This is a genomic window from Flavobacterium sp. (assembly GCF_050696275.1).
Lineage (GTDB): Bacteria > Bacteroidota > Bacteroidia > Flavobacteriales > Flavobacteriaceae > Flavobacterium.
Window position 1 is genome coordinate 21,489 of record NZ_JBOGUT010000021.1, and the last position, 23,204, is coordinate 44,692.

The following is a 23,204-nucleotide window of genomic DNA, read 5'->3' on the forward strand; positions in this document are numbered from 1 at the left end:
AGGATTAAAGATTAAATATTTTATAACTCTGATGTGTTGATTTTACAATGTTTTCAGTTCTGTCTGCATGAGTGTCCGATATGAATAACTGTCCGAAATCGTCATTATTGACCATGGCTACGATTTTTTCCACGCGGGTTTCGTCCAGTTTATCGAAGATATCGTCAAAAAGCAAAATCGGTTTTTCACCACTCTGTTTTTTTACAAATTCAAATTGGGCAAGTTTTAATGCTATTAAAAAGGATTTTTGCTGTCCCTGAGAGCCAAACTTTTTGATGGGATAATGGCTGATATTGAATGATAAATCGTCTTTGTGAATCCCAGCACTTGTGTATTGTAGTGCTCTGTCTTTGCTGATGTTTTCCTTTAAAAGAGATAATAAATCCTGAGAATCTAATTGACTTTCGTATTCAAGCTGGACAGATTCTGAGGAATTGGAAATGTTTTGGTAAAAGGAATTGAAAATTGGAATAAAATCCTGAAGAAATTCTTTTCTTTTTTTGAAGATGTTTTGTCCGAAGGTGTTTAACTGTTCGTTGTAAATTTCTAATGTTTCTGTTTCAAAAACTCGGTTCACGGCAAAATATTTCAATAAAGCATTACGCTGAGCCAACACTTTTTGGTATTGAATTAATTCCTGTAAGTAGTGATTGTCCAATTGCGAAATCACGCTGTCAATAAACTTTCTTCTGGTTTCACTTCCTTCACGAATCAAATCGGCATCTGTTGGGGAAATGATAACCAAAGGGATAAAACCCAAATGATCTGAAAACTTCTCATAGATCTTTCCATTGCGTTTCAAGATTTTCTTTTGTCCTTTTTTTAGGCTGCAAAGAATATTTTCAGTTCGTCCCTGTTTTTCAAATTCGCCGTCAATAACAAAAAAATCTTCATCATGCTTGATATTTTGAACAGCAAGTGTGTTAAAATAGCTTTTTCCAAACGATAAATGATAAATTGCATCGAGGACATTTGTCTTGCCAATGCCGTTTTTTCCAACGAAACAGTTTATTTTATGCTCAAACTCAAAATCAGCTTCCTCGAAGTTTTTGAAATTAAATAATGAGATTTTTTTTAAGTACATAAAATACTGGTGATTGACTGTTTACAGCGATATGCAAACGGATATTTTTATTGTGGGCGCAAATTATTAAAAATATAGTGAAAACTTGTTTTGTTTTTCAATAAAAATTTTATTTTTGCACCTCACTAATTTAAATATAAATGGCGACTTATAATAAAAGAGGGTATAAAGCTCCAAAACCGGAAGGTGAGAAGTTAGAAAATGTAGATGATTTAGAACAAGACATCAACATTAATGAAAAAGACAGTGCAACAGCTACTGTGTTTAATAAACTTGACGAAACAGCTTCCAAAACAGAAGAGTTTATTGCGAGAAATCAAAATATCATTTTATCTGTAGTTGGAGGGATTGCACTTGTTGTTGCAGGCTATTTATTGTACAGCAAATTTGTTTCAGGACCAAAAGAAAACGAAGCAGCAAGCGACATGTTTCAGGCTCAGCAATATTTCAAACAGGCTGTTGAAGGAAATGTAGCTAACGATTCTTTATATAACTTAGCTTTAAATGGAGGAGAAGGAAAACAAGGTTTCCTTGATATAATCGAATCTCATTCAGGTACCGATGCTGGAAACTTAGCTGAATATTATGCTGGAATGGCTTTCTTAAACACCAAACAATTCCAAAAAGCTATCGATCATTTGGCAAAATTCAAGTCTGAAGATGCTTTCACAAATGCAATCGCGATTGGTGCAACAGGTGATGCTTACTCTGAATTGAAAAAACCGGAACAAGCATTAGAGTTTTATGTAAAAGCTGCTGAAAGCAACAAAAATGCATTAACAACTCCTCGTTTCTTGTTAAAAGCCGGACAAACTGCTTTGTCGTTAGGTAAGAAAGCAGATGCATTAAAATATTTCACTGATATTAAAGATAATTTCAATACAGCTCCGGAAGCTCAGAATGTTGAAGCTTTAATTGGATTAGCTCAATAATAATTTGGGATTCAAGAATTAGGATTATGGATTTTAAATTTCTAAATTCGTAGTTCAAAATTCCTAATTAAATTATGGCTACAGCAAATAAAAATTTATCAAATTACGATAAAAACACAATCCCAAACGCGAAAGACTTTCGGTTTGGGATTGTTGTTTCAGAATGGAACGATAAAATTACCGAAGGTTTGTACCATGGAGCAGAGGCAGCTTTGTTAGATTGCGGAACTACTCCTGAAAACATTATCCGCTGGAATGTACCAGGGAGCTTCGAATTGATTTACGGCGCCAAGAAAATGATTGAAACGCAAAATGTAGATTGCGTAATTACTATTGGATGTGTAATCAAAGGAGAAACTATGCATTTCGAATTTGTTTGCGAAGGCGTAACTCAAGGAATCAAAGACTTGAATGTTCTGTCCGACATCCCAACTATTTTTTGTCTGCTGACAGATAATACAGAACAGCAGTCTATCGACAGAAGCGGTGGAATACACGGAAACAAGGGAACAGAGGCAGCCATTGCCGCTATTAAAATGGCCTTTTTAAGACAGCAGGCCAACAGTCGTTTTCACTTCGATAATCAGAAATTATTAGAAGAACATCAATATCAAATTGAAGAAAGTAAAAAGAGACTGGAAAAATAAATCATAGAAAGTCTAAAATAATTTGCAGCCCATATTTTTTAAATTCGTTTAGAAAATATGGGCTGTTTCTATTGGGTTAATCCATTTTATGAAAATAATTGTAAGAATTTTATTGGTAATAAAATAAAATTATTCTCATATTTGTGTTAAAACAAATAAAACTATCTATGAAATTAACGTTTAACCGATTTTTAGTGCTGTTATTTGTACTAATATCACAATTAGTGTTAGCACAGGAAAAGAATGCGTCAGGTGTCGTTACAGACCCAAAAGGACTTCCCTTGCCTGGAGTTAATGTTGTCGTCAAAGGCACCAACAGAGGTGTTCAAACAGATTTTGACGGTAAGTTTAAAATTCAGGCTGCCCAAGGAGAAATGCTAGTGTTTAGCTTTATGGGCATGCAGACCAAAGAGGTAAGTGCTTCGGCAAACATGAATGTAAAATTGTCTGAGGACGCCTTGCAATTAGGTGAAGTCACAGTGACTACTGCTTTGGGTATTAAAAGAAAGCCCGATGAAATTACAACATCCAATCAGGTTGTCAAAACAAGAGAGCTGAATCAGGCTAGTAATCCTAATGCTATTCAAAGTTTAGCAGGAAAGGTTTCCGGTTTGCAGGTAACAACCACTTCTACAGGATTAAATCCCAATACAAGTATTGTACTGAGAGGAGCAAAATCAATATCAGGAAATAATGAAGCATTGGTTGTTATTGACAATATTGTTTCAAGTGCCTCTGTTCTTTCGGCGATTGATCCCAATACCATAGAATCCATAAACGTGGTTAAAGGAGCGAATGGAGCTGCGCTATATGGTGAAAGAGGAGCTACAGGTGTGATTATTGTAACTACAAAAAAGGGAACGAAATCTGAAAAAATGACTGTAGATGTTACTTCATCAGTAACAACAGAATCGATAGCTTATCTTCCGGAAACACAAAACAGGTATGGTCAAGGATGGCAAGGTGATTTTGACTGGACAGACCAAGGTTCCTGGGGTCCGGAATATGACGGCTCTACTCAGGTAATTGGTATCCCATTTCCTTTAGCTACTGATTGGAGATTTGGTGCTTATGAGCATATTGAAGACAATATAAAACCGTTTTTCGATACAGGTGTCAATTTACAAAACAGTATCACAATTGCTGGTGGAAATGTAGAGAGCGGTTATATTTCCTTAAATCTGAACAGACAGGATTTTAAAGGAGTTATTCCATCTGACGTAAGAGCAAAGAATTTTTTTAATTTAAGCGGAGGAAAGAAAATAGGGAAATTCATGTTATCCGGAATTGCAAGATATTCTAATGATAAAACGACAAGAGTGAACGGGGATACTTATCGTGAACTTTCAAATACACCTGGAAACATTCCTGTTCAAATGTTTAATTCGGGTGACAATGGAGACCACTGGACACTGTATGACGATAGCCCGTATTGGAGTTTGAAGAACGATAGAACCGATAGTAGCAGCAATGTGAATGAATTTATGGGTGAAGCACAATATTCACTTAACGATAACATCGGGTTTGTTTTAAGAAGTTCAGTTAGAAATACATCCGGGACTACAACGTCATTTACTAACGAGTATATTGATTTGTTGCAATTGACGGGAACAGACAGAAAAATCCGTTCATTTTACAGTCAGGCAAATTCAAACAGAAGAGTAATTTACACTGACTTCCTGGTTAATTTTGATTATAATCTGACAGAAAAAGTAAGTTTTAAATCGAATGTTGGTTTGAATGCTACAGATGAGAAATTCAATTCGGTGGGTTCATCCGGCCGTGATTTAAGCATTGCGGGTTATTATGATCTCGATAATATTTCAAATGTTCAAAACCCGCTAGAATCCAAGTCCAGACAAAGAACTGCAGGAATCTTTGGTCAGATTGATTTTGGTTATAATGATTATCTGTTCTTAAACTTAACGGGAAGAAACGATTGGAATTCGTCACTAAAAACATTATATAGAAAAAATACAAGTTTCTTTTATCCATCAGCAGGTATTGCGTTTATCCCAACTAAAGCTTTTGAAGGTTTGAAAGGAAATGTGCTGAACAAAGCAAAAATTTCTGCCAGTTATGTTAAGGTCGGAAACGCCAGTGCATTGGCTCCGCATGCCATTAACAATACTGGAGTAAGAGCACCTGGATATCCTTACTTTTTAACACCATTGAATTCTTTTATTTTAAATAATTCAATTGTAAGCAAGAATATTGAAAATGAGTTTGTAAAATCAGCAGAGTTTAATATCAACCTGGAATTTTTTAACAGACAGGTGCCTAGATTGACATTGGATGCAGCAGCAACGATTTCAAGAAATGAAAACCAATTGCTAAATACTACAGTGTCAAGCACAACAGGGGTAGGAGAGGCTTTAATCAACATTGGAGAAACAAGATCTAAAGCATTTGAAGTAGATTTAGGGTTTACGCCAGTTAAAACGGAAACCTTCGAATGGAATGGAAGGTTATCTTATTCTACATTCAAAACAATTGTAGAAAAAGTAACGGATGATTCTGATATTGTAGGATCCGGAACACCTGGGATTTACGCAGTAGAAGGTCAGGAATTTCCGTTAATCAGAGGATATGCCTATACAAGAGATGATCAGGGAAGAGTAGTTCTGGATTCTAATGGAGATCCTATAAAAAGCTCGCAATTACAGATTCTAGGCAAAACAACACCGGATTATATTTTGAACTTCTCAACAGAATTTAGATATAAAAATTTAAGTTTAAGTGCTGTGATGGATTACAGAACGGGACATGTTTTTTATTCTTCAGTAGCTGCAGGACTTAACGGTCAGGGAAGATCAATTGAATCTGCCGAAGGAGGAAGACAGCCTTTTATCTTTCCAAGTTCAACCATTGAAGGTTCTGGTGTGACCAACACAACAGTAACAACCGGAGGTGACGGATCTTATGCAGGTTATCAGGAATATATAACCGATAATTATGGGTATTTTGATGAAAACTTTGTTTTGGATGCTTCTGCATTCAAGCTGAGAGAAGTGGCATTAAATTACGAATTATCTAAAAAAACAATTTCAAGATTTGGTCTGAGTAAATTCAATGTCGGAATAAGCGGCAGAAATTTATTAACGGTATTACCGAAAGAAAACAGAAATTATAATGATCCTGAAACCGGAAACGGGATGGCCGGTTATAGTTTTACCCCTCCGACAAAATTTTATACCTTTAGTATTAATCTTGCATTCTAAAAATGAGTACGATGAAAAAAACAATAAGAAAAACAGTTTTACTTACGGCATCAATTGCAGTCATGCTATTTGTATCGTGCGAAGATTACATTGATGTGAATAAGGATCCGAATAATCCGGAAGTATCCGAATTAACTCCTGATAATATTTTGCCTGGAGCGCAAACGACTACAGCAACAACTTTTGGTACGAGAATGAATCAATTAGGAAATATCATGTCTGTAAGCTGGTCTGCTAATGCTACAGATTTTATAAGTCCTTTGGATGATGAATTCAGGTACAACTTTACTACTACGTTTTATGATGATATCTGGGATAATCTTTACCAGAGAACTGCTAATTTTTCTCATATTGAAAGATATGAAGATGGTAAGAATTGGGATTATCATAAGGCTATTTCTAAAGTATTAAAGAGTTTTTACTTCCAATATTTAGTGGATTTATATGGAGATCTTCCTTATACTGAAATCCACCGTGGAACCGAAATCCTTTTTCCTAAGTACGATGATGATATGGCAACATATCGTGTGCTGATTGCAGAATTAGATGAGGCAATCGACTTAATTGATAATACAGACGACACTACTGTGCGTTCTGTAGAAACATTTGATGTCATGATGCAAGGGAATATGCAAAAATGGAAACGTTTTGCAAACACATTAAAACTCCGTATTCTTTTAAGACAGTCTCAATTAGGTGATGCGCCAACACAAACTTATTTAACTCAGGAATTTAACAACCTGCAAAATTCAGGGGCGCAATTTTTAGCTGCTAATGAGAATGTGACAATAAATCCAGGGTATTTAAATTCTGATGGGAAACAGAATCCTTTTTATGCGATTTATGGCAGAGACCCACAAGGAGACCCAACATCGACATACAGATTGATTGGTCCGTCAAAATTTACTGCTGATTTCTTGCGAGGTTTGCTTCCGGGAAGAAGTGTAGCTGATCCTAGAAGATTGCGTTTGTTTCAATCCAGAACAGCAGGGTCAACAACAATTACGGGAGTATTGCAAGGCGCAAGCAGCGGAAGGCCTTCTTATTTAGGGCCGGGTATCATTAAGAATTCTAATCAGGATATGATTATTATGCAATCTGCAGAAAGTTTATTCTTGCAGGCAGAAGCAGTGCAAAGAGGATATCTTTCAGGTGATGCAAAAGCATTGTTCGAATCTGGCATCGGAGCTTCATTTACACTTTTACAAGTTCCAAACCCTCCATTCCCTTCTCCAGCAGCTATAGATTTATATATTACTGCAAGTTCGGGCGTGAATACAATAGGATGGAATGGCTCGGCAAATAAAATTGAAGCCATCATTACCCAAAAATGGATTGCTAATAATTGTATCAACGGTATTGAATCATGGATTGAGTTAACCAGAACAGGATTTCCATCCGGTTTGCCATTGCCATTAACAACAAATAGCGCTACAAAACCAATCCGATTGTTATATCCTGCTTCTGAATATTCAGGTAACACAAACAATGTTCCAAATCAGACAACAGCAGATGCGTTTAACAGTCCTGTGTTTTGGGATAATTAATCTAGATTCTCTTAACAGAAAATTGAATTAAAAAGAAGAAAAATGAAAAAATATAATATTAAAAATATAGGAAAATCAGCGGCACTGTCATTGTCTGTGCTATTCTTATTTTCATGTGAAAAAGAGGATGATTTATTGGCAAGAGACGGAAAACCGACAGTGACGATAGACCAAAAAGATATTGTTGTAACAGAAGGGGATCCTATAACATTGGATTTCAAATTGAGTTATGCCATTCCGACTGAAACGCATATCAGAATCGAAGTTGCCGGAGGTACTGCGACAGATGAAGATGATTTTGTATTCGATTTAGATACTATGGAAGACGCTGGCGGAGGTTTTTTCGGAGGAAACGGTTATTTTTTTGTTATCGATCCGGATGAAACAACAGCTTCTCTTGATATCGAAACAATAGCAGATGCCATGCCGGAAGGAATGGAAACGGTAACACTTAAATTTTACAGTGCCAGCCAGGGAAGAGCAGTTATTGATCAGACAGTCAATGTGAAAATTAACGATTAACAATTTAGATTATAAATAAAAGAGCTGTCCGAAAAGAGATTTAGGACAGCTTTTTTTGTGTTTTTATGTTTTATGTTTTTTAATTTTTGAATAAACGAAAGAAATAAGCCGATATACAATAGATAGTTTTTAATTTTTAAGATTATCTTGGCTATTAAAACCAAAACCTTTTCCTTAAATTTGTGAACTTTGGTTGTCCTGCATCAGCGATAGCCAAATAAGAATAACCAGATAACCACAAACAAATTAATGTTAAGCATAATTCAATTACTTCCTGATCACGTTGCGAATCAGATTGCCGCAGGTGAAGTTGTTCAACGGCCCGCTTCGGTAGTCAAAGAGCTACTGGAAAATGCCATTGATGCTGGAGCAAGTGATATTAAGCTAATCTGTAAAGAGGCTGGTAAAACGCTCGTTCAGGTTATCGATAACGGAAAAGGGATGAGTGTAACCGATGCACGTATGTGCTTCGAACGTCATGCTACTTCTAAAATCCGTAAAGCAGAAGATTTATTTGATTTACACACGAAAGGCTTTCGAGGCGAAGCACTGGCTTCCATAGCGGCTATTGCTCATGTGGAATTGAAAACCAGACAAGACCAAGAAGAACTGGGAGTACATATTGTTATAGAAGGAGGCAAGTTTATGGCACAGGAACCTTCCGTTCTGCCTAAAGGAACCTCATTTTCAGTCAAAAATTTATTTTTTAATATTCCGGCACGCCGTAACTTTTTGAAATCGGATGTAGTCGAATTGCGTCATATTATTGATGAATTCCAACGCGTTGCTTTGGCACACAGCAACATTCATTTTACGTTGTACCACAATGGAAGTGAATTGTTTAATTTGCCTCAATCCAATTTACGCCAGCGTATTGTAAATGTTTTTGCAGGTAAAACCAACGAAAAATTAGTGCCTATTCAGGAAACTACAGAAATTCTGTCCATACAGGGTTTTATAGGGAAACCGGAATTTGCCAAAAAGAACCGAGGCGAGCAATTCTTTTTCGTCAATGACAGATTTATTAAAAGTGGTTACCTGCACCATGCAGTGATGTCTGCCTATGAAGGTTTGCTGCGTGATGGTTCACAGCCAAGTTATTTCCTTTATTTAACGGTGCCAACGCATACGATTGATATTAATATTCATCCCACGAAAACGGAAATTAAGTTTGATGACGAACATGCTTTGTATGCCATTTTACGTTCCGCAACAAAACATAGTTTGGGTCAGTTTAATGTGGCACCTATTTTGGATTTCGAAAGGGATTTCAACCTTGACACACCTTACAGTTATCAAAATAAAGAAGCGGAAACACCTACAATACAGGTTGATAGTAATTTTAACCCGTTTCAGGAAGAGAAAAGAAATATCGGAGGTTCTTCCTTTGGCTTTAAGCCGAAAAAAGAAGCCCAGCCACATTGGGAAAGCCTGTATGTGGGACTGAAAGAGAACTTTGAACAGGAAGAAACACATTTCGAATCGGAAGCTGTAACAAGTTCTCTGTTTTCAGATAATGAAGTAGAAAAAGCACCTACGTCCACCTATCAGATCCATAAAAAATACATTGTGAGCCCAATCAAATCAGGAATGCTCATTATTGATCAGCAACGGGCACATCAGCGTATTTTGTACGAACAATTTCTAAAAAACATTACCATTCATCAGGCTAGCAGTCAACAGCTTTTATTTCCATTAACGCTTTATTTTTCCGGGAATGAAATGGCAATACTACAGGAATTGAAGCAATCATTGGAAAGTACCGGTTTTATCTTTGAGGCTATTAATCCGGATTCTGTAGTGATCTCCGGTTTACCGGTTACAGTTGCGGAAAGTGAAGTAGCTATTGTTTTGGAACAATTGGTTTCTGATTTACAGGACGAAATTCCGGAAAGCAGCTTCAGTCAGATGGACAGTATGGCAAAATCTATGGCTCGAAGCTTGGCTGTAAAAACAGGAACCTATCTTACCGAAAAAGAACAGGAAAATATGGTCAACAGTTTATTTGCCTGCAAAGAAAATTCGGTTTCACCATTTAATAAACCTACTTTTATCACGTTAAGTGTGGAAGATTTAGATAAAAAATTCAGTATATGATCAATAATATGACTCCGGCAGTTAAGCAATTGCTTATCATTAATATTTTATTTTTCTTAGGTAGCTGGGCAGTGCCCGATGCAAAGCATTATCTGTCTTTGTATTACTTTGAAAATACTAATTTCAAATTCTGGCAGCCTATCACGCATATGTTTATGCACGAAGGGATTATGCATATTGCTTTCAATATGTTTGCGCTGGTTTCTTTCGGTTCTATTTTAGAGCATTTTTGGGGCTGGAAACGGTTTTTATTCTTTTATTTATCATGCGGAATAGGTGCTTTTTTAGTTCATACCGGAGTAAATTATTACCAGATTCATGCTGTTTTAGATAGTTTGTCAGGGCTAAATTTATCTAAAGCCGATGCTTTAACCATTCTGAATACAAACATGAGACAAGTGTTTGATGAGCAAGGTCAAATGGTAGCCAGTAATGTAAAAACAATTTTAGAGAAGGCACATTGCACTCAAGAACAGTTTAATGTTTTATCTCAGGCGATATCCAATTTTCAAACACCTGCATTGGGCGCTTCCGGAGCTATTTATGGACTTTTAATAGCTTTTGCATTTATGTTTCCGGATGCTGAATTGTCATTGTTGTTTATTCCGATTCCTGTTAAAGCCAAATATTTTGTGCCTATATATATGTTTTTATATGATGGATTTTTTGGGATTTTCAGCACTTCTATGTTAGGATTCAGTTCCGGTGTTGCCCATTTTGCGCATATCGGCGGAGCTTTAACGGGTCTGTTGCTCATGCTGTACTGGAGAAACAAAAAATTCGACCACAAACGCTGGAATTAAACAATAATAAAAAGTAAGATGAACATACTTGACGACTTAAAAATGCAATACAAAATAGGAGATATGACTACCAGATTGATTTTCTGGAATATCATCTTGTTTGCTGTTCCCGAAGTGGTTTTTTCTTTACTGAAACTTTTCAATTTCCATATTTCATACCATGATTATGTCGGGCTTACCAATAATCCTGCTGATTTATTGCTGAAGCCTTGGACAATAATCTCTTATTCATTTTTTCACGCCAACTTTTTTCATCTTCTTTTCAATATGCTGATGCTGAATTTTGCCGGAAAGTTGTTTACGACCTTCTTTACCCAAAAACAATTGTTGGGTCTGTATATTATGGGAGGTATTTTAGGCGGCATTATTTACATGGCAAGCTATTGGTTTTTACCCGTATTAGCTGGTCAAAGCACATTGTTGGTTGGAGCTTCCGCATCTGTCATGGCCATTTTGATTGCCACTGTAACCTATCAGCCTTACATGAACCTTCGTTTGGCCTTAATCGGAAATGTCAAACTTTGGCACATTGCAATAGTGTTCCTGTTTCTTGATTTAATCCAGCTGCCTCTCGAAAATACCGGAGGACATCTGTCGCATCTTGGCGGAGCATTATTTGGTTTTATATATATTAAGGCATTACAAAACGGAACAGATCTGGCCAGCGGATTAAACGGCATGCTCGATTGGTTCACAATGCTATTTTCTCCCAAAAAATCTACCCCTTTTACAAAAGTACACCGAAACCCCAAATCGGCTAACCCTACTAAAACTACTGGTAAAATTGTAACAAAAGACAAAACCCAGCAACAAATTGACGAAATCTTGGACAAGATAAGCAAGTCCGGTTACGACAGCTTGACGGCAGATGAGAAGGAATTTCTCTTCAAAGCCGGCAAGTAATGTTTTAATTTCTGATAAAATACCGTTAATTTGTACTGATATTCAGTAAAGTAAAGAATAATGAAGAACCTTTCCTGGTTTAATAAACTCGCCTTTTTCTGTAATATAGTACTTACTGTATTGACTTTCCTTGCCTATGTTTTGCCATTTTTGGCACCAACATGGTTTCCTTTTTTGTCGGTACTCACCCTTATTTTGCCTTTATTTTTAATACTCAACGCCCTGTTTTTTATCTATTGGGCCATCCAGTTCAAGCGCCAGATGATTTTATCCGGGCTCGTCCTGCTTATGGGAATCACCTTTATCAATAAATTCTATAAATTCTCTTCAAAAAACGTAGAAGCATCCGATAAAGATTTTGTTGTCATGAGCTACAATGTCCGCTTGCTCAACCTTTTCAACTGGATTCCAAGGGACAACGTTGCACAGGATATTCTCCATTTTGTTAACGAAAACAACCCGGATGTACTCTGCATTCAGGAATATTCCACTTCGGCTTCAGCCAAGATCGATTTGAAAATTTACCCATACCGTGCTATTTTCATGAAAGGAGATAAAATAAAAACAGGAAACGCCATTTTCTCAAAATTTCCCATTGTAAATGAAGGAAAAATAGAATTCCCAAAGTCCAATAACGATGCTATTTTTGCCGATATCAAAATAGGGAAAGACCTCGTTCGGATCTATAACATCCACCTACAGTCCATCAAAATTTCTCCGGATGTCAACGAGATCTCAGAAAACGTAGAAGGAATCAACCAGCAAAAATCGCAGCAGATTTTTAAACGCATCAGCGAAGCTTTCAAAAAACAGCAAGAGCAGGCAGAGATTATCATGCAACACAAAAAAACGTGCAAATATCCGCTGGTAATTTGCGGTGATATGAATAACAGCGCTTTTTCATACGTGTACAGAGGAATTAAGGGCGATTTGCAGGATTGTTTCGAACAAGCCGGAAAAGGATTTGGGCAAACCTATAATTTCAGGTATTACCCGGCCCGTATCGATTATATTTTTGCAGGCAACAATATGAGAGTCAAAAGCTTCACTAACTTTCCTGATTTTGTCAATTCAGATCACCTGCCTGTAATGACCAGATTAGCTATCGAATAAAGTATTGGGCGTTCCCTCCGTAAAACTCCGGGCGGGCTATCCGTTGCAATCTGCTGCTTCCGGATTGTTGAGCAATCCCTAAGCAACAGGATTTCCACTACTATCCCTAACGCAAACACTGCATGAATCGCATTTGTCGGATAACAGATGATTTCGGTAAATTCACTTTTTTCCTTCTGTAATTAGCAAAACGACTCGTACTTTAGCAAAAGGAAACTGGCAAAATAGTAAGGGAATAGATATGTTAAAGTGTTTGATTTTTTAAATAATCCAAAGCAAAACGGCCTTCATTAAACAATAAATCAAGAATGCTTAAATTATTTAGGTAACCGTTTTTTTCTTCAAATACCTGAGTATAAGGCTCAAAGGAATTGGTATCTTTTTTTCCATTGACCAAACCACGGAAATCGGTAAAGCCATCGGCCTCATGAAAATATTCTATGGTCTTTTGTTGCTCAAAACGGAAACCAAGGCATTTGGATATTACTTCAATGGTTTCGTAGTTTAAATCCATCAAGAAAGTATGCTTTTTAGTAAAAATAGGAGCAATGGTATCTTCGTAGTATTCAAAAAACGGAGAAGTTCTATACGCAGCCTCTAACGATTTGAAATGCTGTTTCTGCCAATCAAAAGCAGTCTCTAATCGCACGTCTCTGGTCTTCTGATGTGCCTCTTTAGGATGTTTAACCGGAATGTTCAGCAGTTGGATTCCATTCGGACTGTAAATATACATCCTGTTCCTGTTGGTTTGTTTCTGGAAGTTGTCTTCCATCTCAAAAGTGATCGATTCTGCTTTTGCCATCGCCACAAAATGACTTATAGATGGAAAATATGTCGGATGTAATAAAATGTCCATGTCTGTTTCGAATAATTGAATCTATAAAATTAATCGTTTTTAATTCTCTTCTGTCTAAAATAATCAACCCCAAACCATATTGCTAAAAGAAGTAGAAAATACTTGAAATACGAAACCGGTTGTCCGTTTCCGCCAACAGTAGAGAACAATCTGTTCCAACGGATTTTTTTTATGGGGCTCGACCAGGTAAGATTCGGGTCAATACTCCACCAGATAAAAACGGGTTTTCCCACTACATGGTCATAAGGGACAAATCCCCAAAAACGGCTGTCCTCCGAATTATGGTGGTTGTCTCCCATCATCCAGTAATAATCCTGCTGGAAGGTATAGTTAATGGCTGGCTTGCCGTTAACAAATATCTGACCTCCTTTTTCCTCCAGTGTGTTATGCTCGTATTCCGTAATCAGTCTTCTGTAAAACGGCAGCATTTCTTTGTTCAAAAGCACGGTCTTTCCCTCTTTCGGTATATATATCGGGCCAAAATTATCCTGATTCCAAGTCTGATTGTGTGGAAACATCCTTGGGTCTGTTTTAGTGCTGTTGTTTTTTACAATTGATTTTATAAATGGGTTTTTCCTTAATCTTTCTGCAGACTTTTCTGTTACTGCTGTAAAAAGATATTCGTTTGAACGACCTGTAGCAAGGATTCTGTCCGTAATCTGTAAATCTTCCGTGATGTATTTCGGATCTAAAGCTGAACCATCAGTAACCACAGTATAAGAATATTGCAGTTTGGCTCTTTCAGGGAAAATTAGTTTTTTATTGTCAATATACACATCCCCATTTTTGATGGAAAGATTATCACCCGGAACACCCACACATCGTTTTACGTAATTGGTTCGTTTGTCTAATGGCTTGTCAATATGCCTTTGCAGGGGATCATGGAATTTGTATACCGTATCCAGCGGCCAGTTAAAAACGACAATGTCATTTCTCTTAATCTCCTGAAGTCCCGGAAATCGGAACGATGGTAATTGTGGCCAGCTTAAGTACGATTTGGTTCCTACAAATAGAATGCTGTCATGAACCATAGGCAAAGCAATTGCTGTTTCTGGTGTTCTCGCTCCATAATTGTATTTACTCACAAAAAGAAAATCACCAATCAATAATGTTTTTTCTAATGAGGAAGAAGGAATATTAAACGGCTGTATAACATACGTATGAACTAAGGTTGCTACAACAATCGCATAAAGCGCAGAGCTGATTGTGTCTCCTGTTTTGGTTGCAGCCACTAAACTCCGGTCTCTTATGTAAGCTACATTTTCAAAATAATTGATATAATAAATATAAAGACCAAGAGTGATAACACTAAGAAGCGTGTCTTTTGTAGTGTTTTTGCTAAAACTTCTCAAGGTTTCCACCCAAACTACAATAAACATAATCAAATTGACTATAGGGACAAATAACAAAGCGGTCCACCAGGTAGGACGATTGATGATTTTCATTAAAACAATCGCATTGTAAATAGGAACACCTGCTTCCCATGATTTTCTGCCTGCTTTCTCGTATAGTTTCCATGTTCCCAAATAATGTACAATTTGAAGTACAAGGAAAAATATAAACCATTGTAATAGTGTCATCTTTAAAAAAGTTTAATCGTTTGCGCTTTTAATCACTGGCGCGATTCTTTAGTTGTAGCGCTTAAAAAGAATAATCTGAAAATTATTTTCCTAAATTTAAAACATCTTTCATCGTAAAAACGCCTTTTTTGTCTTGAAGCCACTCTGCAGCGATTACGGCACCAAATGCAAAGCCTTCTCGATTGTGTGCAGTATGTTTTATTTCAATCTGATCTACTTCAGAATCGTAAAAAATGCTATGTGTTCCAGGAACATTTTCTACCCTCTTTGCATCGATATAAATTTCGTTTGCTTCGGGTTTTTCCATGGTCCAGCTGTTATAATCGGAATTCTCCATAATCCCTTTGGCTAATGAAATAGCAGTTCCGCTTGGCGCATCCAGTTTCTGCAAATGATGAATTTCTTCAATCGAAACATTGTATTGCTTTAAGCCGGACATCATTTTGGCTAAATAATCATTCAATTCAAAGAAAATATTCACTCCCAGACTAAAATTGGATCCGTAAATAAAGCTACCGTTTTTTGCATGGCAAAGCGCTGTCATTTCATCATAATGTTCTAACCAGCCCGTGGTTCCGCACACTACAGGAATAGTGGCATTCAAACATGCTGAAATATTACTGACCGCACTGTCTGGAACACTAAAATCGATAGCTACATCAGCCTCTGAAAGTCCGTCATAAGTATCAGTACTTGATTTTCGTAACACAATTTCATGTCCGCGTTCTAAAGCAATTCGTTCAATTACTTTACCCATTTTGCCATATCCTAAAAGCGCAATTTTCATTATTCCTTGTTTTTGAATTTATCTGCTAACCTAAAAATAGGTATTTCTGCCTTTTTATCTAAAATTGATAATTTAAAGTTAGCGCCAGATTTTGTTTGTAAGTGAATTCGTTTTGTTGAATTTCAGGTCTTACTGTCAATTTTCCGTTTACGTTAAATTGCTGTAAGTGTGCATCAACATTAGCATCAATGATATTTAAAATATACAATCCTGTAGTTATTAATAAAGATAAGTCTTTATTTCTCTGGTGAAATTTTTGCGCGTCTACCAATCGTGATTCCGATAGGATTCCCTGAAACTGATCGGTGCTGGCATCACCTAAAAGAATACGCTGTTTGTAAGCATCACGGTACTCGTTATACTTCTTTTTGTTCCAAGCATAAGCATAGATACCTGTTCCCATTGCCGCATAAACAATGGGGATTTTCCAGTATTTTTTATTGTATGCCTGACCTAACCCCGGTAAAAGAGCTGAAAAAAAAGCAGCTTTGGCAGGAGCCAAAGGGTTAATTTCGGTATGAACGGTGTCAGTGGCTATCAGTTTTAATTCCTCTTGACTAAATCCGGAAAAATTCCCGGAAACGGTACAAAAAAGTAATATGTAGAGCCAATTCTTCACTAACCTTTTATCAGTTTGATTATACGATTGAAGTCTTCTTCAGATTGGAAAGGGATCGTGATTTTTCCTTTACCGTTTCCGGCAACTTTAACATCTACTTTAGCACCAAAATAATCATTGATTGATTTTACTTCTGAGTCATCAATATCAAAAGATGATACTGATTTTGCTGCTGAATCTGTTTTTGGTTTTGCCCCTTCCTGATAGTTTTTCACTAAAGCTTCCGTTTCACGTACTGATAGGTTCTGACTTACGATCTTTTGGTATATATCCGTCTGAACATCATGGCTTTCCACGTTGATGATAGCACGTCCATGACCCATCGAGATAAATCCGTCACGTATTCCTGTTTGAATAATTGGGTCTAATTTTAATAAACGCAGGTAATTAGCGACTGTTGAACGTTTTTTACCCACACGGTCACTCATTTGCTCTTGGGTTAATTGAATTTCGTCAATTAAACGCTGGTATGATAAAGCGATTTCAATAGGGTCAAGATCATGACGTTGAATGTTTTCAACCAAAGCCATAGTCAAAGATTCATTGTCATCGGCTAAACGGATGTAAGCAGGAACAGTAGTTAAACCCACAATTTTAGAAGCACGCAAACGACGTTCCCCAGAAATTAACTGGTATTTGTTAAAGTCCATTTTACGAACCGTAATAGGCTGAATTACTCCTAACTCACGGATAGAAGTAGCTAATTCCTGTAATGATTCTTCGTTAAAATTTGTTCTTGGCTGAAAAGGATTGATTTCGATAGCTTCTATTTCAAGCTCGATGATGTTTCCTACAACTTTGTCTGCATTTTTATCGGTTACTGATTTAATATCATTTTCAGGATCTTTCAGTAAAGCTGACAGTCCTCTTCCCATTGCTTGTTTTTTCACCGCTTGTGCCATATATCAATTAGCTGTTTTTTTTAATAATTTCTTCTGCAAGTTGTAGGTAATTTGTTGCCCCTTTACTGGTTGCATCATAATTGATAATGCTTTCGCCATAACTTGGAGCCTCACTCAACTTGATATTTCTTTGTATTACAGTTTCAAAAACCATATTGTTAAAGTGTTTCTGTACTTCTTCAACTACTTGGTTTGACAATCGCAAACGAGAATCATACATGGTTAACAATAAACCTTCGATATCTAATTCAGGATTGTGTATTTTTTGGACACTTTTAATGGTGTTTAATAGTTTGCCCAAACCTTCCAAAGCAAAATATTCGCATTGAATAGGAATCACAACGCTGTCTGCTGCGGTCAGTGCGTTTAATGTTAATAAACCCAATGATGGTGCACAATCGATGATGATATAATCGTATTTGTCTTTAACGGAAGCTAATGTCTGTTTCAACATATACTCTCTGTTTTCTTTGTCGACTAATTCGATTTCGATCGCCACCAAATCAATATGAGCTGCTATCAGATCCACGTTAGGAGCTGTAGTTTTTAAGATAGCTTCTTCCGGTTTGTGGCTATGTTCCAGAATTTGGTAAGTTCCTATTTCGATACTGTCAATATCAATCCCTAGTCCTGAACTGGCATTCGCCTGTGGGTCAGCATCTATTAATAAGACCTTTTTCTCTAAAACACCCAGTGATGCAGCTAAGTTTATTGAAGTTGTTGTTTTTCCAACACCACCTTTTTGATTAGCGATTGCGATGATTTTGCCCATTTGATTTTTGAAATTTTGAGCCGTAAAAATACAATTATTTATGGGTTTTGAAAATCTTATTTGTTAACAATTGTGTAAACTTTGCATTCCCGCCACAGATAGAAGGATTGAGCTGCCGGAATACGGAAATCAGAAACTGTTTTATACCTTTTTTGATTAAAAAAAGAATCGAAACAAAAAAAGCTAGACTAAATTTCTTTAATCTAGCCTTTTTCTATCAACTAGTAACTAAAATTTTATGTACAAAAAACGGTACCCACATATTATTTATTCCCTTTCGATTTGATCATCATTTCGAGCATATCCCATAATTCTTCAGGAACAGCTTCCAATAAATTAAATTGTCCTGCTCCCTGCAACCATTCACCTCCGTCAATAGTTACCACTTCACCGTTGATATAGGCTGAAAAATCAGAAACCAGATAGGCGGCTAAATTGGCCAATTCCTGATGGTCTCCTACACGTTTCAATGGTACTTTTTTGGCTAAATCAAATTTTTCTTTTAAATCTCCCGGCAATAATCTGTCCCAAGCTCCTTTAGTAGGAAATGGACCCGGAGCAATGGCGTTCATACGAATTCCGTATTTTGCCCATTCTACCGCTAAACTTCTGGTCATGGCCAAAACGCCTGCTTTTGCTGTAGCACTAGGCACAACATAGGCAGAACCTGTCCATGCGTATGTAGTAACGATATTTAAGACATTACAGTTGGTTTGTTTGGCATCAATCCAGTGTTTACCAAAAGCCAGTGTACAGTTTTTTGACCCTTTCAAAACAATGTCTATAATGGTATCCCAAGCATTTGCAGATAATCTTTCAGTAGGAGAGATGAAGTTTCCAGCTGCATTGTTCAGTAAAACATCTACTTTTCCGTAGGCTTTTAAAACTTCAGCCAACATGGCTTCAACCTGATCATAATGACGGACATCACATTGTATTGGTAAACATTTTCCTCCTGTTTCAGTTTCTAATTCTGTCGCAGTTGTTTTAAGTTTTTCTAAATCGCGGGAAGTGATGGCTACTTTGGCCCCTAATTCCAGAAAATATTTGGTCATAGCTTTACCTAAGCCGCTTCCACCTCCAGTTACTACAATAACTTTGTCTGAAAGTGCATTATCGCGAAGCATTTTTGCGGAAAAATTCATAGTTTATTATTTTTTAGAAAAGTAAAAGTAATTAAAATATTTGGTATGCATGCATAATAAAAAAAATATGTTCGATATTGTTATTTTGAGATTTTAATTGGTAGTGATTAAATGCGTGCCGTTAGTAATAAAACAGAAAAAATGCAATTTAAATTAATTTAAAAATACAAAATTAACTTGCAGAATAACAAGGTATTATTGTTGGTTACCAAAGTAATATGGAAAAATAAATACAAGGCTTCCCAACCTTTCTATGTTAATTACTCTCTTACTAAGAGTAACGGAATCTGAAAACAAAATAAAGAAACTATGAAAAACGTACGCCTTGTTATTTTATTCTTATTGAGCCATTTTGCCTATGCTCAAAGCCCGCAGTTGAATGTGAAAGGAGCAGATTCTGTTCGTGTCAAAATGAGCCAGCTGCTGGTTAGTGTGAAAGTAGTGGGAAATATTGCCTATACGACCGCTGAAATGCATTTTACTAATTCAGGAACGCAGCAAATGGAAGGAGAGCTGTTGTTTCCGCTGCCCGAAGGCGTTTCTGTTTCCCGCTATGCTATTGATATAAACGGCAAGATTCGTGAGGCTGTTCCGGTAAATAAAAACAAAGGACAGCAAGTATTTGAAGCTATTGAACACAGGAGAGTAGATCCGGGATTGCTCGAAAAAGTAGCAGGGAATAATTTCAGAACACGGATTTATCCGATACTTCCTAACCAGGAAAGAATTGTAATTATAGGCTACGAACAAGAGTTGTCAGGGTTTGATAAAAGCAATTTAATGTATCAGTTGGTTAGCAGGTTTCCGCAAAAACTAGAGAAATTTGAGGTAGAGATTACGGTTTTGGGAGCTGCTTCAAAACCAATAATTAATAATGAGACAAACGAAGTTTCTTTATTTGAAAAATTTGAAACTACTGCATGGAATAATTCATTCTATACCTCCATTAAAAAAACAAATTATCAGCCATCGGAAAAAGTAGCAATCAAGATTCCTATTCAGCAGGAAATCCCAGGTGTTGTAGTGCAATCTATAAATGAACAGTATTATTTTTATGCCAATATGATCATTGAGAAAAATAAAATCCATAAGAGAAACCCCAATTCCATCGGATTGATTTGGGATAACTCATTGAGTTGCAAAAACAGGGATTTAAAGAAGGAACTTCAATTATTAGAAGATTATTTTAAAGAGATAAAAAATACGCAGGTAACACTCTATTTTTTAAATTATACTTTCGAAAAAGACCGAACTTTTACCATAACAAATGGAAATTGGTCAGAGTTGAGAACCCTATTGGAAACTACTTTATACGATGGTGGAAGTCGTTTCTCAAAAATTAAATTGTCAAATCACGATGAATGCTTGTTTTTTACTGACGGACTTTCTTCCTTGAGTGACAACCAAATAGAAAAAGTAAATAAACCTGTTTATACAATAACTTCGGTGCCATCGTCAGATTTTGCCTTCCTGAATTATACTGCCTTAAAAACGGGTGGAAGCTTTATCAATCTGAATCGGTTAGATGCAGCAAATGCATTGGATCAGTTATTATTTCAAAACCTGAAGTTTTTAGGGGTTAAAGATAATTATACAGTAACCGAATTGTATCCTATGTTGGGAACTCCGGTTTCAGGGAATTTCAGTATCTCTGGAATTTCACTAAAAAACCAAAATGAGGTTGTGCTGCTTTTTGGTTATGGAGATCATGCCGTTTTGGAAAAAAAGCTGGTTATTGATGCTAAAAATCAAAAGGCAAACGATGTGAATATAGAAAAACTTTGGGCACAGAAGAAAATTGCCAATTTGGAAGTTCAATACCAGAAAAATGCAGAAGAAATTGAAATCTTAGGGAAAAAGTACGGTATAATAACTCCAAACACGTCTCTTATTGTTTTAGAGGATATACATGATTATATTCAATATGACATAGTTCCTCCGGCAGAATTAAGAACCGAGTTTGACCGAATTATGAAAGAGCAAAGAGCATCTGCACTGGCCAAAACACACAGCAATTGGGAAAATATTGAAGATTATCGTAAGACATTAGAACAATGGTGGAATAAAAACACAAAATATGTAAAACCAAAAGAGATCAAAAAACCTAAAAGAATAAAAAACAGAACAGTAGCAGAGCAACACCACAGACAAGAAGACAGGCCAGTCGAAATAAGAGAAGACAATCCAAGGGAACAAACAAGTACAGTGGCAACTGTTAGAGGAGAAATCAGGGATGCTTCAGGCCCACTGCCGGGAGTGAATGTAATGGTGAAAGGGACTACCAGAGGGACACAGACTAATTTTGATGGGACGTATTCAATTAGTGCTAATCGGGGAGATGTTATTCAAACTTCTTTTCTGGGAATGAATGACAAAGAATTTACCGTGAGAGGAAGCGGTGTTTATAATGTATTTATGGTTGAAAATAATGCTCAATTATCCGAAGTTGTTGTTCAGGCATATGGAACCAGTAGAGGAAGAGAAGACATAGATGAAGAGGAAAGCGATAGAAAAATGGAATCGGTATCGTATTCGACACAATCGGTTAAAACTGAAGAAATTTCGGGAAACCGTAACCTGGTTCAACCGATGGCAGCAAGAGTGGAAGGACTTGCCATAAGAGGTGTTGCATCAATAGCTAATGGTAATGTTACAGACACTATTTCAAACAGTCAGTGGAGTTCAGGATTTATAGCAACTGGTGGCACGAAAGTCAATTCCTGGAGTCCGGACAGAGTATATCTGAAAGCATTGGATGCCGCACCTCTGGACAGAAAGTACAGTTTATATCTGCAATTGCGGGAAGAAAACTTGAGAAACCCTAATTTTTATTTTGATGTAGCCAATTACTTTTACAATGCAGGTGATAAGCCAAAAGGGATATTGATTTTAAGTAATATTGCTGATTTAGGACTGGAAAATCATCAATTGTATAAGTCATTGACCTATCAATTACGTCAGTGGGAAGCGTATGAAGATGCTCTGTTTACAGCTAAACAAGTCGCAAAATGGAGAGAGCAGGAGCCACAAAGTCACCGAGATTTAGCTTTGACACTGGAAGATAATAAGGAATACCAAGCCGCTTTCGACGAATTAATCAAAGCATTGGAAACCAATTATTTCGGTGAAATGAGTGGGCAATATGAAGGAGTAGAAGATATTATCCTGATGGATATTAACCGAATGATTGCCGAACATAGCAGCATTAAAACTGGTAAATTAGATGCTAAGTATGTAAAGAAAATGCCGGTAGCAGTCAGAATTATTCTGAATTGGAATCAGATGGATACGGATATCGATTTACACATTATTGAGCCAACAGGAGAAGAGTGTTTTTACGGGCACAGAGATACACAGGCCGGAGCAAGGTTTTCTAAAGATTTTACCCAAGGTTATGGTCCGGAACAATATTTATTACGCAATGCAGTGAAGGGAACATTCATTGTCAAAACCAATTATTATGGAGAAAGTGCCCTTACTGAAAATGGACCAACTACGGTAATGGTTGAAATTTATACCACCAGAAGTAATGGTACTGTTGAAAGGAAATTACAAACCATTCAATTGGGAACAATAAAAGAAAGGCAAAATCTGGCTGAAATAGTTATTGATTAGAACAGAAGTCTAAAAAAGAAAGGCGCAGATTAACTTCTGTGCCTTTCTTTTTTTAATTT

18 protein-coding genes are annotated in these 23,204 nt (G+C 36.6%); 10 read left to right on the forward strand and 8 right to left on the reverse strand.

What is annotated here, in order from left to right:
* Window positions 1-4: 4 nt before the first annotated feature.
* Window positions 5-1,084, reverse strand: coding sequence for a DNA replication/repair protein RecF (recF, locus tag ACRDEC_RS11505; RefSeq protein ID WP_431498493.1), 1,080 nt, complete (start codon window positions 1,082-1,084; stop codon window positions 5-7).
* A gap of 140 nt (window positions 1,085-1,224) precedes the next feature.
* Between recF and ACRDEC_RS11510 the strand changes: the two genes are divergently transcribed.
* From ACRDEC_RS11510 to ACRDEC_RS11550, 9 genes are all read left to right on the forward strand, one after another.
* Complete coding sequence (locus ACRDEC_RS11510) at window positions 1,225-2,016, forward strand: tetratricopeptide repeat protein (protein WP_431498494.1); 792 nt, start codon at window positions 1,225-1,227, stop codon at window positions 2,014-2,016.
* A gap of 74 nt (window positions 2,017-2,090) precedes the next feature.
* A complete protein-coding gene (gene ribH, locus ACRDEC_RS11515) occupies window positions 2,091-2,663 on the forward strand; it encodes a 6,7-dimethyl-8-ribityllumazine synthase (RefSeq protein WP_431498495.1) in 573 nt (190 codons plus the stop codon).
* A 167-nt stretch (window positions 2,664-2,830) separates the two neighbouring features.
* On the forward strand, window positions 2,831-5,884 hold the full coding sequence (locus ACRDEC_RS11520) for a SusC/RagA family TonB-linked outer membrane protein (RefSeq protein ID WP_431498496.1): 3,054 nt from the start codon (window positions 2,831-2,833) through the stop codon (window positions 5,882-5,884).
* 11 nt (window positions 5,885-5,895) lie between these two features.
* Window positions 5,896-7,431, forward strand: coding sequence for a SusD/RagB family nutrient-binding outer membrane lipoprotein (locus tag ACRDEC_RS11525; RefSeq protein ID WP_431498497.1), 1,536 nt, complete (start codon window positions 5,896-5,898; stop codon window positions 7,429-7,431).
* Window positions 7,432-7,473: 42 nt separating this feature from the next.
* Window positions 7,474-7,953, forward strand: a complete 480-nt coding sequence (locus ACRDEC_RS11530; RefSeq protein ID WP_431498498.1) for a hypothetical protein — start codon at window positions 7,474-7,476, stop codon at window positions 7,951-7,953.
* 249 nt (window positions 7,954-8,202) lie between these two features.
* Window positions 8,203-10,050 carry a DNA mismatch repair endonuclease MutL gene (mutL, locus tag ACRDEC_RS11535; RefSeq protein WP_431498499.1) on the forward strand — a complete coding sequence of 616 codons (1,848 nt, stop codon included), beginning with the start codon at window positions 8,203-8,205 and terminating at the stop codon, window positions 10,048-10,050.
* On the forward strand, window positions 10,047-10,853 hold the full coding sequence (locus tag ACRDEC_RS11540; protein ID WP_431498500.1) for a rhomboid family intramembrane serine protease: 807 nt from the start codon (window positions 10,047-10,049) through the stop codon (window positions 10,851-10,853). The genes mutL and ACRDEC_RS11540 overlap by 4 nt, the downstream gene beginning before the upstream one ends.
* Before the next feature lie 18 nt (window positions 10,854-10,871).
* Window positions 10,872-11,756 carry a rhomboid family intramembrane serine protease gene (locus tag ACRDEC_RS11545; protein ID WP_431498501.1) on the forward strand — a complete coding sequence of 295 codons (885 nt, stop codon included), beginning with the start codon at window positions 10,872-10,874 and terminating at the stop codon, window positions 11,754-11,756.
* Between the two features lie 60 nt (window positions 11,757-11,816).
* Entirely contained in the window at window positions 11,817-12,869 is a 1,053-nt protein-coding gene (locus ACRDEC_RS11550; RefSeq protein ID WP_431498502.1) for an endonuclease/exonuclease/phosphatase family protein, read from the forward strand.
* Between the two features lie 244 nt (window positions 12,870-13,113).
* On the opposite strand, the gene ACRDEC_RS11555 is transcribed toward ACRDEC_RS11550, so the two are convergent.
* From ACRDEC_RS11555 to ACRDEC_RS11585, 7 genes are all read right to left on the reverse strand, one after another.
* Window positions 13,114-13,725 carry a WbqC family protein gene (locus ACRDEC_RS11555; RefSeq protein ID WP_431498503.1) on the reverse strand — a complete coding sequence of 204 codons (612 nt, stop codon included), beginning with the start codon at window positions 13,723-13,725 and terminating at the stop codon, window positions 13,114-13,116.
* Window positions 13,726-13,754: 29 nt separating this feature from the next.
* Window positions 13,755-15,305 (reverse strand): signal peptidase I, encoded by a 1,551-nt coding sequence (gene lepB / locus ACRDEC_RS11560; protein ID WP_431498504.1) that lies wholly within the window; start codon window positions 15,303-15,305, stop codon window positions 13,755-13,757.
* 82 nt (window positions 15,306-15,387) lie between these two features.
* Window positions 15,388-16,092 (reverse strand): 4-hydroxy-tetrahydrodipicolinate reductase, encoded by a 705-nt coding sequence (gene dapB, locus ACRDEC_RS11565; RefSeq protein ID WP_431498505.1) that lies wholly within the window; start codon window positions 16,090-16,092, stop codon window positions 15,388-15,390.
* Window positions 16,093-16,150: 58 nt separating this feature from the next.
* On the reverse strand, window positions 16,151-16,711 hold the full coding sequence (locus ACRDEC_RS11570; RefSeq protein WP_431498506.1) for a DUF5683 domain-containing protein: 561 nt from the start codon (window positions 16,709-16,711) through the stop codon (window positions 16,151-16,153).
* Window positions 16,711-17,613: a ParB/RepB/Spo0J family partition protein gene (locus ACRDEC_RS11575; protein WP_431498507.1), complete on the reverse strand. Its 903-nt coding sequence runs from the start codon at window positions 17,611-17,613 to the stop codon at window positions 16,711-16,713. The genes ACRDEC_RS11570 and ACRDEC_RS11575 overlap by 1 nt, the downstream gene beginning before the upstream one ends.
* A 7-nt stretch (window positions 17,614-17,620) precedes the next feature.
* Window positions 17,621-18,385 (reverse strand): ParA family protein, encoded by a 765-nt coding sequence (locus ACRDEC_RS11580; RefSeq protein WP_431498508.1) that lies wholly within the window; start codon window positions 18,383-18,385, stop codon window positions 17,621-17,623.
* A gap of 263 nt (window positions 18,386-18,648) precedes the next feature.
* Window positions 18,649-19,530: an SDR family oxidoreductase gene (locus ACRDEC_RS11585; protein WP_431498509.1), complete on the reverse strand. Its 882-nt coding sequence runs from the start codon at window positions 19,528-19,530 to the stop codon at window positions 18,649-18,651.
* Between the two features lie 309 nt (window positions 19,531-19,839).
* Here ACRDEC_RS11585 and ACRDEC_RS11590 point away from each other — a divergent pair, with 309 nt between their 5' ends.
* On the forward strand, window positions 19,840-23,145 hold the full coding sequence (locus tag ACRDEC_RS11590) for a VIT domain-containing protein (RefSeq protein WP_431498510.1): 3,306 nt from the start codon (window positions 19,840-19,842) through the stop codon (window positions 23,143-23,145).
* The last annotated feature ends 59 nt before the right edge of the window (window positions 23,146-23,204 follow it).

Excerpts from the sequence above, each read along its gene's own strand:
- ACRDEC_RS11575 (WP_431498507.1), bottom strand. The coding sequence starts at position 17,613 with ATGGCACAAGCGGTGAAAAAACAAGCAATGGGAAGAGGACTGTCAGCT.
- ACRDEC_RS11530 (WP_431498498.1), top strand. The coding sequence starts at position 7,474 with ATGAAAAAATATAATATTAAAAATATAGGAAAATCAGCGGCACTGTCA.
- mutL (WP_431498499.1), top strand. The coding sequence starts at position 8,203 with ATGTTAAGCATAATTCAATTACTTCCTGATCACGTTGCGAATCAGATT.
- ACRDEC_RS11580 (WP_431498508.1), bottom strand. The coding sequence starts at position 18,385 with ATGGGCAAAATCATCGCAATCGCTAATCAAAAAGGTGGTGTTGGAAAA.
- ACRDEC_RS11545 (WP_431498501.1), top strand. The coding sequence starts at position 10,872 with ATGAACATACTTGACGACTTAAAAATGCAATACAAAATAGGAGATATG.
- ACRDEC_RS11550 (WP_431498502.1), top strand. The coding sequence starts at position 11,817 with ATGAAGAACCTTTCCTGGTTTAATAAACTCGCCTTTTTCTGTAATATA.
- dapB (WP_431498505.1), bottom strand. The coding sequence starts at position 16,092 with ATGAAAATTGCGCTTTTAGGATATGGCAAAATGGGTAAAGTAATTGAA.
- ACRDEC_RS11540 (WP_431498500.1), top strand. The coding sequence starts at position 10,047 with ATGATCAATAATATGACTCCGGCAGTTAAGCAATTGCTTATCATTAAT.
- lepB (WP_431498504.1), bottom strand. The coding sequence starts at position 15,305 with ATGACACTATTACAATGGTTTATATTTTTCCTTGTACTTCAAATTGTA.
- ACRDEC_RS11590 (WP_431498510.1), top strand. The coding sequence starts at position 19,840 with ATGAAAAACGTACGCCTTGTTATTTTATTCTTATTGAGCCATTTTGCC.
- ACRDEC_RS11585 (WP_431498509.1), bottom strand. The coding sequence starts at position 19,530 with ATGAATTTTTCCGCAAAAATGCTTCGCGATAATGCACTTTCAGACAAA.
- ACRDEC_RS11520 (WP_431498496.1), top strand. The coding sequence starts at position 2,831 with ATGAAATTAACGTTTAACCGATTTTTAGTGCTGTTATTTGTACTAATA.
- ACRDEC_RS11525 (WP_431498497.1), top strand. The coding sequence starts at position 5,896 with ATGAAAAAAACAATAAGAAAAACAGTTTTACTTACGGCATCAATTGCA.
- ACRDEC_RS11555 (WP_431498503.1), bottom strand. The coding sequence starts at position 13,725 with ATGGACATTTTATTACATCCGACATATTTTCCATCTATAAGTCATTTT.
- ribH (WP_431498495.1), top strand. The coding sequence starts at position 2,091 with ATGGCTACAGCAAATAAAAATTTATCAAATTACGATAAAAACACAATC.
- recF (WP_431498493.1), bottom strand. The coding sequence starts at position 1,084 with ATGTACTTAAAAAAAATCTCATTATTTAATTTCAAAAACTTCGAGGAA.
- ACRDEC_RS11510 (WP_431498494.1), top strand. The coding sequence starts at position 1,225 with ATGGCGACTTATAATAAAAGAGGGTATAAAGCTCCAAAACCGGAAGGT.